We start from the raw sequence: 12,232 nt of genomic DNA, 5'->3' as shown, positions 1-12,232 counted from the left end.
CGGGCCTCCCCCGCCGGTCCTCCCCCGCCGGCGGGTGTGCGGGTTGCCCGGACCGGCGCTCCGGCCACCGCTACGCTCTGGAATCGTGTCCGGGCAACAGATCGTCGCCGTACTCGGCCGGGGTGTGCTGCCGGCCGAGCAGCCGGTCGTGCGCGCCGACGACCGGGGCGTGCTGCACGGCGACGGCCTGTTCGAGACCATGCACGTACGCGGCGGTCGCCCGTGGCTGCGCGACGAACACCTGGCCCGGCTGGTCCGCTCGGCCGCCTCGGTGGACCTGCTGCTGCCCGACGTCGCCGAGCTGGCCGAGTTGCTGGATTCCGCCTGCGCCGCCTGGCCGGCGCAGACCGAGGGGGCGCTCCGCCTGGTCTGCACCCGTGGCCCGGAGTACGGCGGCCCGGCGACCGTCTTCGCCACCGTGTCGCCGGTCGCTCCCGCGCTGCGGCTGGCCCGGACCAACGGTGTGAACGTCGCCACGCTGCCGCTGGGGGTGCCGGCCGGGGCCCGCGCCGGGCTGCCCTGGCTGCTCGCCGGGGTCAAATCCACGTCGTACGGGACCAGCCTGGCGGCTCACCGCTGGGCGGCGGCGAATGGGGTCGACGACGTGCTCTGGATCTCGACCGATGGTTACGCCCTGGAGGGGCCGAGCGCCAACCTGGTCTGGCTGGACGGGGACACCCTCTGTACGGTGCCGGCCGCCAGCACCGGGATCCTGCCCGGAGTGACCGCCGCATGGCTGCTCGCCCACGCCGGGTCGGTCGGATTCTCCGCCGAGGAACGCCTGATCACCCCGGCCGAACTGCGCGAGGGGACCTGCCTCGGCGCCTGGTTCACCTCGTCCGTACGCGGCCTGGCCGAGATCCGCACCCTAGACGGCATGCCCCTCCCCCCGTCCCCGTACACCCCCGCCCTCCGCGACCTCCTAGCCTTCCCCACCGCCTGACCCCCTCCCCCCGCCCAAGATCGCCCTAATACAGAGAAAGAGTGGCTATCCGACGCGGGATAACCACTCTTTCTCTGTATTAGGGCACTTCAAGAAGCGGGAGGGCGCGGGGGTCAGCCGCCGACGCGGATGAGGCGGGCGGAGAGGTGGGGGGAGAGGGGTTGGCCCACGGCGGCAAGTTCCTGGGCATAGAGGAGGGCGCCGTCGACTATGCCGAACAGGCGGTGGCCGGCGGTGACCTCTTTCGCCGTGGCGGTCCGGACCACCGCGTCGGTGACCAGTTCGAGCTGGAGGCCGGTGAGCTTGCCGATGTGCAGCTCCATGATTCCGGGCGGGCTGCTCATCATCGCCTCGACCTCGTCGGTGGCCTTGCCGTCGACCATCACCGGCCGCCACCAGCCGACCTCGCGGTTGCCCGGACGGATCGGGCGGCTCTGCTCGTCCAGCAGCCAGGCCCGCGACTCGTAGTGCAGGAACGGCCGCCCGTCATGGCTGATCTTGATTTCCTGGCCGTAGTCGAAGTCGTCGATCGTCGGGTAGCCGCCGCGTCCGCGCCCGCGCCACAGCCCGACGTACGGCAGCAGGCCCAGCAGGGCCGGGTGCAGGTCGGGACCGGTCCGCAGGTCGTACGTCTCCTCGAAGGGGTACGGCTCGACCGGTGGCGCGTTCAGCCACGGGGGCGGTGCCATCGGATTGTCCGGGGAGGTGCTCTCCGCGCTCACCAGCGTCCTCTCGAGATTCGTACGGCAAGGTAGACCAGGCCACCGGCGAGCAGGCCCAAACCGGCCACCAGCAGGCTGACGAACCCAATCTCGGTAACCATGACAAGGTCATCCTATGCTGGTCGGTATGGCACGCACTCTCGTCGTCAAGGCCACAGCCGGCACCGATTCGCCGGAGCGGTGCGCCCAGGCGTTCACCGTGGCCGCTACCGCAGTCGCGGCAGGGGTGGACGTGTCGCTGTGGCTCACCGGTGAGTCGAGCTGGTTCGCGCTGCCCGGCCGGGCCGCCGAGTTCGAGCTGCCGCACTCGGCCCCGTTGGCCGAACTGCTACACGTCATCCTGACCGCTGGTCGGGTCACTGTCTGCTCCCAGTGTGCGGCACGGCGGGAGATCGGCGAGGGGGACGTGCTGCCGGGCGTACGGATCGCCGGGGCGGCGGCCTTCGTCGAGGAGGCGATGGCCGACGGCGCCCAGGCGCTGGTCTACTGACCGGACGGTTCCTTCGGACCGGTCAGATCACCGATCCGGCGACCTGTTCGAGGATGCGGAAGTCCTCGGTGACCGGGCGCGGGTCGTCCGGGGTGTCCGGGTTGGTGTCGAGGATGACGTACGCGCAGTCGAGCGCGGCCAGCGCGTCGAGGTCGGCCCGGACCTGGGCGAGCGTGCCGGTGCCGACCGGGCGGTCGTCGGCGGAAACATGGTGGTCGGTGAGGTGGATCTGGAACCGGGGGCAGAACTCCGGGACCGATCGACCGGCCGTCTCGGCGGCGGCTCGCAGCGCCGGCAGACCCTCGTCGCGCAGCCAGGACATGGCGGCGTTGTTCGGGTGCCAGGCGTCGCCGTACCTGGCCGCCCGGCGGATCGCGCCGGGTGAGGTGCCACCGACCCAGATCGGCGGTGTCCGGACCGGCCGGGGAGCGGTGCTGACCTCCCGGAACGACACGTGCCGGCGGTCGGCGGAGATCACGTCGTTCGCCCAGAAGGTCCTGATCACGTCGAGGTACTCGTCGGTGATCCTGCCCCGCTGCTCGAACGGCACACCGAGCGCCGCGTACTCCAGCTTCGACCAGCCGACGCCGACACCGAGGATGAACCGGCCGCCGCTGAACTGGTCGAGGTTCGCCGCCATCCGCGCGGTCAACAGCGGATTGCGGTACGGCAGCACGGTGACCGTCGTACCGAGTTCCAGGGTGCTGGTCTGCGCGGTGAGCCAGGACAGGGTGGCGAACGGGTCGTAGAACGGGGTGGGGTAGATCGCCTGCACGTCGGGGGTGGGTGCGACGTGGTCGGACATCATCGCCGCCGCGAATCCGGTCTGCTCGGCGAACCGTGCCCAGGCGCTCAGGTTGTCCGGGGTGGCGGCGGGGCCGAAGTTGCGGATGTTCAGACCGAGCTTCACGAGTGTGCCTCCATGGTGGACAGGTACCGGGTGAAGGGTTCGTCGGCGCCGTCGACCGGCAGGTGCAGCACCTGTTCCGGGGCGAGTCCGCGCAGCGCCTGCTGCATCGCGGTCAGCAGCGGGCCGTTGTCCGAGGGGGCGGGGTAGCCGAGGTCCGGCACGTACTCCTTCGGGGCGGCGTACACGATCCGGGTGATCCCGGCACCGGCGGCGACCGCGTGGCAGATCGCGCACGGCTCACAACTGGACAGCACGACGGCCCCGGTCAGGTGCAGTACGCCGAGTGCCCGGCAGGCGTTGCGGACGGCCGCGACCTCGGCGTGCGCCGTCGGGTCGTGGTCGCGCAGGGCGGTGTTGACGCCGGTGGCGACGATCTCGCCGTCGCGTACGACGAGCGCGCCGAACGGGAGTTGGCCGGCGGCGGCGTTCTCGACGGCCAGGCGTACGGCTTGGGCCAGGAACCGACGCTCGGCACTGTCACCGGTGTCGTGGCGATCGATGCTCATGATCAGATGCTAGGGGTCGGGTCGGCGTCCCGCTGACCCGTCGGGTCGGGCAGCGGGTCGGTCGGTCAGGTAGTGGTGCAGGTGGCCGGAGCCGTCGAGCATGGCGGTCGCCCGTACGGTGAGTTCCGCCTGTCGGGACGCGACTGCCGCGCGCAGGGCGTCGCTGCTCCCGGTCTCGCGCAGCCCGTCGAGTACGGGCCGGATCTGGATCAGCGGATACCGGCCCTGCCGGAGCATCTTGATCATCCGGGCGTCCCGGATCTGGGCCGGGCCGAACCGACGGGACCGGGTTCCGGGCTCCCGTTCCGGGGTGAGCAGGCCGGCGGCCTCCCAGACCCGCAGCGCCGACGTACGCACGCCGAGGTGGGCGGCGACCTCGCCGATGCGCAGGGCGGACCGGGCCGGTGCCGGGGTCGTCACTCCGGTCGGCCCGGTTGTTCCACCGGTTGTTCCACCGGTCGTTCCGAGGTCCTGCCGGGCGACCGCTTCGAGGGCAACGCCGGTGGCCCGCAACGACAGCCGCTCCTCGTGCAGGGCGGCGTGACCGGCGTCGACCAGGGCGAGCGCGGCGGCGACGTCCCCGTTGTGCACGCTCTGCATGATCGATCGGGCGGTGTCCCAGCCGTAGCCACGGGCCAGCGCCCGGTAGGTGAGCAGCGCGCGGCGGTGCCGGTCGTCGAACCTGCGGTATCCGGCCGGGGTCCGGGGCGTCGGGGGCAGGATGCCGGCGTCGACGTAGTTGCGGATCTGCTGGGTGGAGACACCGACCAGCCGGGCCAGGTCCACCGGCCGCAGGTCCCTGCCCTCCCGACCCATCCCGCCCTCTTCCTCCGTAGTTGAGGGTTTGAAGCCTACCGACCTTGCCAGATCACTGAAAGTCTCAAATGGGTTCTTCAATGAAATACTTGAAGTCATGAACTCGGGCGAATGGATTCGGGTGGTTGGCGCCCGCCTGCACAACCTTCAGAACGTCACCCTCGCGGTGCCGAAGAACAAACTCGTCGTACTGACCGGGCTGTCCGGGTCGGGCAAGTCCACGCTCGCCCTCGACCTGCTGCACCGGGAGGGTCAACGGCAGTACATGGAGTCGCTGGGTCTGGTCGGCTACGTCAGCCGGCTACCAGTCGACTCGATCACCGGCCTGTCGCCGTCGATCAGCGTCGACCAGTACCTGACCAACCACAGCCCCCGGTCGACCCTCGGCACGGTCACCGACGTGTACACGTACCTGCGGGTGCTCTGGGCGCGGCTCGGCCACCGCCCGTGCCCGGCCTGCGAGCGGGACATCCCACCCACCTACCGGCTCGGCGCCGACGAGGCATGGGACGACGAACCGGCCGGCGAACCGACGGACGCGTCCACCGGGGACGGGCCGAGGAGCCCGTGCCCGCACTGCGGCAAGCCGGTACCGGAACTGGTGATGGGAAACTTCTCCTTCAACAAACCCGCGGGCGCGTGTCCCACCTGCACCGGTCTCGGCACCACCTTCCAGGCCGACGTGGACCGCCTGGTCGACCAGGACCGCAGCGTCTCCGGCGGTGCCGTACGCGCCTGGCTGCCGGTGCTCACCGAACGCAACATCCCGATCCTTCTGGCCGCCGGCCGGCACTACGGTTTCACCTTCGACCCGGACACCCCGGTCCGCGACCTCGGTGAGATCGAACGCGCCCTGCTGCTGCACGGCGTCGACAGCCCCGAGTTCCGGGCCCACTTCCCCGACACCGCGCCTCCGACCGCCGTCTCCCGTGGACGTTTCGAGGGCGTGGTGACCAACGTGCTGCGCCGGTACGCGGATCGGATCAACGACCCGACCTACCGGGAGAAGGTCGAACAGGTGCTGGTCAACCAGACCTGCCCCGACTGCCTGGGCAGCCGACTGCGCCCGGAGAGCCGGCGGGTCACCGTCGCCGGGCTCACCATCGTCGACGCCGCCCGCATGTCACTGGACGCCCTCGCCGCCTGGACCGGGACGCTGCGCAGCCAGCTCACCGACGACGAATGGCTGGTCACCGAGCCGATCGTGGCGGATCTGGACGTACGCGTACGCCGGTTGGTCGACGTCGGGGTCGGTTACCTGACCCCGGACCGAGCCACTCCCAGCCTCTCGGCCGGCGAAACCCAACGGCTGCGGCTGGCCGCGTTGCTCGGTTCCGGCCTCACCGGGGTGCTCTACGTGCTCGACGAGCCCACCATCGGCCTGCACCCCGCCGACACCGACCGGCTGGTCGAGGTGCTGCGCCGGCTACGCGACCTCGGCAACACCGTACTCGTCATCGAGCACGACCTCGACGTGCTCCGCGCCGCCGACCACGTCATCGACGTCGGGCCGGGGGCGGGCCGCGACGGTGGGCGGATCGTGGCCGAGGGAACGCCGGCCGAGGTGGCCGCCGGCACCGGCTCGGTCACCGCCGACTATCTCGCCGGCCGCCTGGTCATGCCGGTACCCGCGACCCGCCGACCGGTCCGGACCGGTCGGGCGCTCACCATCCGTGGGGCGCGGGCCCACAACCTGAAAAATCTCACCGTACGGCTACCGCTGGGCCTGTTCGTCGCGGTCAGCGGCGCCTCCGGCTCGGGGAAATCGTCACTCCTGCTCGACATCCTCGACCGGGCGGCCCGGCAACGCTTCTACGGTGCGAGCGAGGTGCCCGGCCCGCACGACGGGATCGACGGCTGGGAACACCTCGACAAGATCGTCACGATCGACCAGCAGGCGATCAGCCGGGTGGCACGCTCGAACGCGGCGACGTACTCGGATGCGTTCACCCCGATCCGGGAGGCGTTCGCCGCGACCGCCGACGCCCGACGGGGCGGGCTCACACCGGGGCACTTCTCGTTCAACGTGGCCGGTGGACGCTGCGAACGGTGTCAGGGGGCCGGGCTGCTGACCGTACACATGCATTTTCTGCCGGAGGTGCAGGTCCGCTGCCCGGCCTGCCACGGGCGGCGGTTCACCCGCGAGGTGCTCGCCGTGCGCTACGGCGACCACGACATCGCCCAGGTGCTCGACCTGACCATCGCCGAGGCGCTCACCCTCTTCGCGGGAGTGCCGGCGGTGGCGACCCGGCTGCGGCTGATGAGCGAGGTCGGGCTCGGTTACCTGCGTCTGGGCCAGCCGGCGACCACCCTGTCCGGTGGTGAGGCGCAGCGGATCAAGCTGGCGAAGGAACTCGGCCGTCGGGCCACCGGCCGTACGTTGTACCTGCTGGACGAGCCGACGACCGGCCTGCACGCCGCCGACACCGCCCGCCTGCTCGGCGTCCTCCAGCGGCTGGTCGACGCCGGCAACACGGTGGTCACCATCGAGCACAACCTGGACGTGATCCGGGCCGCCGACTGGGTGATCGACCTCGGCCCGGCAGGCGGTGCGGCCGGTGGCGAGATCGTCGCCCAGGGCACTCCGGAACAGGTGGCCACAGTGGCCGCCTCCCCGACCGCCGCCTTCCTGTAGCGGTTCGGCGGGTGGGCGGGGCCTGTCGGTGGCGCTAGCTCGCGGGCCGGGCCTGCTGGACGAGGGCGAGCACCGCCGGCAGCAGCGCCTCGTTCGCGCCGATGGTGGCACCGGAGTCGGCGGTGTGCGGGCTCCCGTCGATGTCGGCGAGACGGGCGCCCGCCTCCCGCGCGATGATCACCCCGGCGCTGGTGTCCCACGGCTTGTTGCTCAGCATCACGAAGGCGTCGATCCGCCCGTGCGCGAGCCAGGCCAGGTCGATCGCGGCGGACCCGAACATCCGTACGCGCTGCGCCTGCTCGGCGAAGGCGGCGGTGATCGCCAGCCGGGGCACGTTCAGCGCGGCGGCCCCCGCCCCGACCGCGAAGTCCCCGACCGCCACCAGCGCTTCGGTCAGGTCGTTCGTCCCGCTGACGTGGATCCGCTCCCCGTCGGCGAAGGCGCCCTGCCCGAGCGCCGCCGAGTAGCGGTTGCCGAGGAACGGCAGGTCGATCACCCCGAGCACGGATCGCTTCCGCTCGATCAGACCGAGCGAGACCGCGCAGAGCGGTGACCCGTGCACGAAGTTGACCGTCCCGTCGACCGGATCGAGTGACCAGGTGAGTCCGTCGCCCGCCCCGCTGGTCCCCTCCTCCTCACCGAGGAAACCGATCTGCGGCGTACGTTCGGCCAGGAAGGCACGCAGTCTCCGCTCGATGGCGAAGTCCACCTCGGAGGCCATGTCCCGCTCCCCCTTGCCGGTCAGCACCCCCGGCAGCGACGTACGCATCATGTCCCGGGCCAGGTCGACGGCCTCGTGCGCCACCGGCAGCAGATCCCCGTAGTCGGTCATCCCCGCCACCTCTCCGCGCAGCCAGTGCTTCCCCTCGACGATCAAACCACGGCGTTACGCCCCGGATGGCAGGGCGCGACCCACCGGGACGCACAACACACTTTTCCCATACATCAAATTCGATGTACGCACACCTTCGATGAAGTACGCCCAAACAGCGCGACATTCTCCGCCAGGGCCGCGATCATGTGGCTTGAAGAAGATCTTTGGCATCCGCGCAGAATCGTCGTACCGCCGCGTCTCGGCGCCGATGTGCTTGAAGCGCGCTGACCAGATTCCTGACGTGCTTGACACAACGAGCCGAGGTCACCTGACCGTGGAGGGTCTGCACCGCCAGATCGCCCAGGGCCACTGCCCTGTCCAGCTCGGGCTGTGCCTGCCGGACATAGGTCGTGGCCAGCAAGGCATTCCGCAAAGCGCCCTCGCGCGTGTATTCGTTGCCTTGAAGTCGCAGGGCGGCGCGCAGGTGCTCCCGTGCGCGCGGCCAGTCTTCGAGTTTGACATAGCAGTAGCCGGCCTGCGCGTGTGCCTGGGCCGGATTGATCCAGTAGGCCCAGTCGGGGTCGCCGTGGTCGGGGCTTGCATCCGTGAACCGGTTGAACGCGGCGTCAAGAGCACGTCTGGTCTCGTTCACCGCCTGCCCGTTCGCGTGCGCCTCTGCGGCCCGCAGGTCGAGGATCGCCGCGACCTTCGGTGAGGTGGTTGGGTATCCTGCCCGCGCGGTTTCGGTCAGCGTGACGGCCTGACGAATCTGGCCGAGGTCTTTGGCCTGACAGGACATGAAGCCCAAAATGTTCGCACCCAAGCCACGGTCACCGGCAGCGTGCGCCTCGTAGAGCCCGGCGATCCAGAACCTCTGCGCCCGGGCGTGATGGCCCTCGTCAAACGACAGCCAACCAGCCAGACGCAGCAATTCCCCTGATGCGGCATGCAGACGGCGGCCCACCGAGTCGCTGTAGCGACGATGCTCCAACAATCCCACAACAGTGGACAGGTGCTGGCGAACCAGTCCGGGGGTCTGACCTCCCCCAAGGTGATCATCCATCCGCCGTAGTCCCGCGGTGACGATCTCAAGTTGATCAATAACCTCGCCCGAGAGCAGGTGACCGCTGGTAGACGCGATACTGGGAGCAGCCGGAGCGATAAGCCAGTCATGCGCCGGCTCGGACAACGCCGAGCCGAGAAGCGTAAGGAACATACGCCGGTACATGTCCCCAGCCTTCATGACGACCTGCACACAGCGCGCAAGGCACCGGCCGCCGTCCAGGGCAAGATCAGTCCCGTCGAGGCTGGCAGAGCCTCATGACCGTCATCTCGCCAGCCAAGATCCTCGGACTGACCGGCCGCTGTAACTGTTCTGACAGCAACGCCGCAGTCAGCACCGGCCATGGGTTGCGAGGCTTGTCCCCCTGCCTCCACTTGTACGGAGTCTTCAAATGCAACCGAGCAGTGCGCCCCTGCCTCTCGGCGTATTCGTTCAGTCGCCGGGCCAGTTGCTCCGGCTGCCAACCGGCCTCCGAGAGCAGTTGGTTGAACCTTTCGCCGCGCACTGTCATTCGATGTGGACCCCGGACAAGTAGAAGTCGCCGCCTGACCACACAGTAGCCGCCCGGCTGTCTCAACGGGACCCTCGAACACCGTCCGCACCAATAGGCACCTCGGGCACCGGTTTTCGCTGCCCTGACGATCAGGTCGACTAAGAACCAAGCACCAAGGCCTCCCCAAGCCCCGATCACGCCCACCGATGCCATGGAAAGACCTCCCCCTCGGCACCCAAACCTCCCTCGACCTAGGGCAAATGGTGGTGATCGGAGATCCACGGGCACGTATTTGCCCTAGATCGACGGGGCAGAGACGCGTACCCGGACCCGAGTGGAGTGCAGGATGTGTGTTGTCGTACGACCCGGGCGAGCCGCCGGCAAGTCCACCGCCCGAGTGTGTGAACCCGTTGATGTGGCTGATGGCGTACCAACTCTTTCGGGATCATCGGCCGGATCGGGACGGGTTCTGTGTGACGTGCGTACCCGGTGAGTTTCTGCCGTGCGTGGGGCGACAGCTCGCCGAGCGGGGGTTCCGGGTGGCGTGCGGCGGGTCGGACGCCTCGCCGCTGCCGGCGTGAGGACGGAACGGTGACGGTCTACCGCAGCACCATGCCAGTGGCGACGGGATCCGGGCCGTCGCGGTGGTCGCGCTGATCCGGCCGTACGTCCTCGCCCGCACCACCACGGGCCAGGCGCCACTGCGCCCGGCGACCGGTCCACACGGTCGCAATCCCGGGCTTCGGAACATGCCCGGCCCTCGGCGGTGGGATCCGACGTGACCTATCCCGGCCGGGTGCCGGAATCCGGTGAGATCGTGCTGCTCGACGCCGCCGCGAGCGTCCAGTTTGCCGGTGATCGCGCGATCCTGCTCCGGATGACCCGCCTCGACAAACAGTTCACCTACTACGGCTGGACCTGGTTGACGGGTTACCAACTCGACCGCCAGGGCAAAGCCGTCGAGAAATGCGACGTCTTCGTCAGCCTCGCCGGCATCAAGTACCGCACCCCGCCCACCCCGCCCACCCTCACCCATCGACGTTGATCATGAAGTTAGCGCGCCTTCCGGGGGCGGAAATCTGCGCTAACTTCATGATCAACGACAGGATCCCGGCCTACCCGGGGGGTGGGTTAGGGGCAGGGGGTGGTGGTGGTGATGTGGGTTTCGGTGTCGGTCAGGTGGACTGTGACGCTGAGGGTGGGGGTGCGGTAGGCGTACAGGGTGGGGGTGTCGGTGATGGTGGTGGCACTGGGGCCGGCGAAGGGGCGGAGGGTTTCGCCGAGGGGGGCGGAGATGCCGCCTCGGGCGGTTGCCCGGACCGTGTGGGCGGTGCCGCCGGTGGGGCAGGGGATGGCACCGCTGCGCTCGGTCGAGGTGGGGGCGGGTAGGCCGAGGGCGGCCAGCACCTCATTGGGTTCGGTGTCGATCGGGAGGCCGATCAGGGGGTCGGCGAACTCGGTGTCGGCGGGAACGGGTCGGCAGCCGCTCTCGGCGGTGAGTTCGATGACGCCGGGGTCGGTGACGTCGCCGTAGATGGCGACGAACTCGCCCGCGTCGGCGCGGAGCGTGTGGGTGCCGACGGTCGGGTTGTGCCGTACGCGGGGGCGGTATTCGGTGGGCAGGCGCGCGGCTATCCGGTCGAGCAGGGCCGGTGCGGCGGCTTCGGCGGTACGCAGGGTGATGGTGCCGATCAGGTCTCCGCCGTCGCGCAGCGGGGTGATCCGGCAGCCCCGTTCCAGGGTCGGGCCGCTGATCTCGATAGCCGGTTCGGGTCCCGCGCCGACCAGGAGGTGGCCGAGGGCGCGGTGCAGCACCGGCATGGCGGCGTCGACGTCGCGCTGTTCGCGGACGGTGGGGGTGTCGTGGCGGAACGAGACATAGGCGACCACCAGCAGCAGAACCGCCCAGGCGGCCACCCCGGCCAGCAGCCAGCGCCGCCGTGGTCGGGGGGATGCCGGCCCCGGCTCCGGTGGGCCGGCCGGCGGCGGGTGAACCGCCGCGTCTGTACTCACGCCCGCCATCGTGACATGTCAGCCCAGGTCAAAGTACGGCCGGCCGGCGGTCAGAGTACGGGCAGCAGTCGGTAGCCGACTCCGCGTACGGTCTGCACCTGCGGCCCGCCCTCGATGACCCGCAGTTTCCGGCGCAGTCGCTTGATCGCGGAGTGCAGGATCGCGGTGTCGCCGAGGTAGGCGCCGCCCCAGACCGAGTCGAAGAGCCGTTCGTAGGTCCAGACCATCAGCGGCGGTCCGACCAGCCGGGCGAGCAGTTCGCGCTCCAGCCGGGTCAGCGCCAGCGGTTCCCCGCGCCAGGTGACCAGGTGCGCGCCGGGGTCGATGAGGAGTTCGCCGATGCTGACCGGCAGCGCGGGCAGGGGCGGTGGTGTTCCCGTCGGGGCACCTTCCGGTGGGAAGAGCGTCGCCCGCAGTTCCGCCAGATCGGCGACGATGAGTACGCGTCCGAAGTCGTCGAGCCGGCGCAGTACCCTGGCACGAACGGCCGCGTCGGTGGATACGCATACGACGAGTGGTACCTCGGTCTCGGCCAACCGGATCCTCCCCGTGCATCGGCTCGCATCAGCCAACGCGCTCCGGCCGGTGGAGTCAACGGCCTGTGGGGACCCTCCCAATTGGTTGGGCACCCTCCCAGGGACGTCAAGATGATCGTATTCAGGCTGAATACTGCCTGAATACTGCCCACCTATGGTCTTGATCATGGTCAAAACGACCCTGAGCATGTCTCCTGAGCCGGTGCGGGCCGCTCTCCAACGTCGCAGTCGGGCCCGCGCCCGCCCCAGCCGCGCCGGACATCCCGGAGCAGCTTGACCCGGCGCTGCGAG

General features: G+C 69.9%; 13 protein-coding genes and 1 pseudogene. 4 read left to right on the top strand and 10 right to left on the bottom strand.

All coding sequences use genetic code 11. The features are described 5' to 3' along the window. Positions 1-100: 100 nt before the first annotated feature. Positions 101-953 (top strand): annotated as a pseudogene (locus tag ACZ6QQ_RS24735) (aminotransferase class IV); the annotation flags it as partial. A 103-nt stretch (positions 954-1,056) separates the two neighbouring features. On the opposite strand, the gene ACZ6QQ_RS24730 reads toward ACZ6QQ_RS24735, so the two are convergent. Then, positions 1,057-1,632, bottom strand: a complete 576-nt coding sequence (locus ACZ6QQ_RS24730) for a heme-binding beta-barrel domain-containing protein (protein WP_465879568.1) — start codon at positions 1,630-1,632, stop codon at positions 1,057-1,059. A 29-nt stretch (positions 1,633-1,661) separates the two neighbouring features. Next, positions 1,662-1,766: a small membrane protein MtfM gene (mtfM, locus tag ACZ6QQ_RS24725; RefSeq protein WP_308714086.1), complete on the bottom strand. Its 105-nt coding sequence runs from the start codon at positions 1,764-1,766 to the stop codon at positions 1,662-1,664. 14 nt (positions 1,767-1,780) lie between these two features. Between mtfM and ACZ6QQ_RS24720 the strand changes: the two genes are divergently transcribed. Further along, positions 1,781-2,155, top strand: a complete 375-nt coding sequence (locus ACZ6QQ_RS24720) for a DsrE family protein (protein ID WP_465879428.1) — start codon at positions 1,781-1,783, stop codon at positions 2,153-2,155. A 22-nt stretch (positions 2,156-2,177) separates the two neighbouring features. Here ACZ6QQ_RS24720 and ACZ6QQ_RS24715 read toward each other — a convergent pair whose 3' ends face one another. Genes ACZ6QQ_RS24715 through ACZ6QQ_RS24705 form a run of 3 tightly spaced genes read right to left on the bottom strand, consistent with a single transcriptional unit; the run spans position 2,178 to position 4,387 of the window. Continuing rightward, the gene (locus tag ACZ6QQ_RS24715; RefSeq protein WP_465879427.1) at positions 2,178-3,065 is read right to left on the bottom strand and encodes a TIGR03619 family F420-dependent LLM class oxidoreductase; all 888 of its coding nucleotides are present in this window, start codon (positions 3,063-3,065) and stop codon (positions 2,178-2,180) included. Next, positions 3,062-3,571 (bottom strand): nucleoside deaminase, encoded by a 510-nt coding sequence (locus ACZ6QQ_RS24710; protein WP_465879426.1) that lies wholly within the window; start codon positions 3,569-3,571, stop codon positions 3,062-3,064. Before ACZ6QQ_RS24710 ends, ACZ6QQ_RS24715 begins: the two co-directional genes overlap by 4 nt. Positions 3,572-3,580: 9 nt before the next feature. After that, on the bottom strand, positions 3,581-4,387 hold the full coding sequence (locus tag ACZ6QQ_RS24705; RefSeq protein WP_465879425.1) for a MerR family transcriptional regulator: 807 nt from the start codon (positions 4,385-4,387) through the stop codon (positions 3,581-3,583). 97 nt (positions 4,388-4,484) lie between these two features. On the opposite strand from ACZ6QQ_RS24705, the gene uvrA reads away from it, so the two are divergent. Further along, positions 4,485-7,022 (top strand): excinuclease ABC subunit UvrA, encoded by a 2,538-nt coding sequence (uvrA, locus tag ACZ6QQ_RS24700; RefSeq protein ID WP_465879424.1) that lies wholly within the window; start codon positions 4,485-4,487, stop codon positions 7,020-7,022. 34 nt (positions 7,023-7,056) lie between these two features. Here uvrA and ACZ6QQ_RS24695 read toward each other — a convergent pair whose 3' ends face one another. The 3 genes from ACZ6QQ_RS24695 to ACZ6QQ_RS24685 form a co-directional block, all read right to left on the bottom strand. Further along, positions 7,057-7,854: an inositol monophosphatase family protein gene (locus ACZ6QQ_RS24695; RefSeq protein WP_465879423.1), complete on the bottom strand. Its 798-nt coding sequence runs from the start codon at positions 7,852-7,854 to the stop codon at positions 7,057-7,059. Between the two features lie 184 nt (positions 7,855-8,038). Beyond that, positions 8,039-9,079, bottom strand: a complete 1,041-nt coding sequence (locus tag ACZ6QQ_RS24690) for a hypothetical protein (protein WP_465879422.1) — start codon at positions 9,077-9,079, stop codon at positions 8,039-8,041. A 912-nt stretch (positions 9,080-9,991) separates the two neighbouring features. Further along, the gene (locus ACZ6QQ_RS24685) at positions 9,992-10,117 is read right to left on the bottom strand and encodes a hypothetical protein (RefSeq protein ID WP_465879420.1); all 126 of its coding nucleotides are present in this window, start codon (positions 10,115-10,117) and stop codon (positions 9,992-9,994) included. 53 nt (positions 10,118-10,170) lie between these two features. On the opposite strand from ACZ6QQ_RS24685, the gene ACZ6QQ_RS24680 reads away from it, so the two are divergent. Further along, positions 10,171-10,437 (top strand): hypothetical protein, encoded by a 267-nt coding sequence (locus ACZ6QQ_RS24680; protein ID WP_465879418.1) that lies wholly within the window; start codon positions 10,171-10,173, stop codon positions 10,435-10,437. Positions 10,438-10,523: 86 nt separating this feature from the next. Here ACZ6QQ_RS24680 and ACZ6QQ_RS24675 read toward each other — a convergent pair whose 3' ends face one another. Both ACZ6QQ_RS24675 and ACZ6QQ_RS24670 read right to left on the bottom strand, forming a co-directional pair. Continuing rightward, positions 10,524-11,405, bottom strand: a complete 882-nt coding sequence (locus ACZ6QQ_RS24675; RefSeq protein ID WP_465879417.1) for a hypothetical protein — start codon at positions 11,403-11,405, stop codon at positions 10,524-10,526. Between the two features lie 50 nt (positions 11,406-11,455). Then, positions 11,456-11,941, bottom strand: coding sequence for a winged helix-turn-helix domain-containing protein (locus ACZ6QQ_RS24670; protein ID WP_465879415.1), 486 nt, complete (start codon positions 11,939-11,941; stop codon positions 11,456-11,458). Positions 11,942-12,232: the final 291 nt, after the last annotated feature.

The organism is Micromonospora sp. NPDC049529 (assembly GCF_055586685.1).
Note: the sequence above shows the minus strand (reverse complement) of the source record. Positions and strands in the feature narration are given on the sequence as shown.

What these genes read in the sequence shown, in the direction of transcription:
- ACZ6QQ_RS24730 (WP_465879568.1), bottom strand. Translation starts at nt 1,632, where the DNA reads ATGGCACCGCCCCCGTGGCTGAACGCGCCACCGGTCGAGCCGTACCCC.
- mtfM (WP_308714086.1), bottom strand. Translation starts at nt 1,766, where the DNA reads ATGGTTACCGAGATTGGGTTCGTCAGCCTGCTGGTGGCCGGTTTGGGC.
- ACZ6QQ_RS24720 (WP_465879428.1), top strand. Translation starts at nt 1,781, where the DNA reads ATGCTGGTCGGTATGGCACGCACTCTCGTCGTCAAGGCCACAGCCGGC.
- ACZ6QQ_RS24710 (WP_465879426.1), bottom strand. Translation starts at nt 3,571, where the DNA reads ATGAGCATCGATCGCCACGACACCGGTGACAGTGCCGAGCGTCGGTTC.
- ACZ6QQ_RS24705 (WP_465879425.1), bottom strand. Translation starts at nt 4,387, where the DNA reads ATGGGTCGGGAGGGCAGGGACCTGCGGCCGGTGGACCTGGCCCGGCTG.
- uvrA (WP_465879424.1), top strand. Translation starts at nt 4,485, where the DNA reads ATGAACTCGGGCGAATGGATTCGGGTGGTTGGCGCCCGCCTGCACAAC.
- ACZ6QQ_RS24695 (WP_465879423.1), bottom strand. Translation starts at nt 7,854, where the DNA reads ATGACCGACTACGGGGATCTGCTGCCGGTGGCGCACGAGGCCGTCGAC.
- ACZ6QQ_RS24690 (WP_465879422.1), bottom strand. Translation starts at nt 9,079, where the DNA reads ATGAAGGCTGGGGACATGTACCGGCGTATGTTCCTTACGCTTCTCGGC.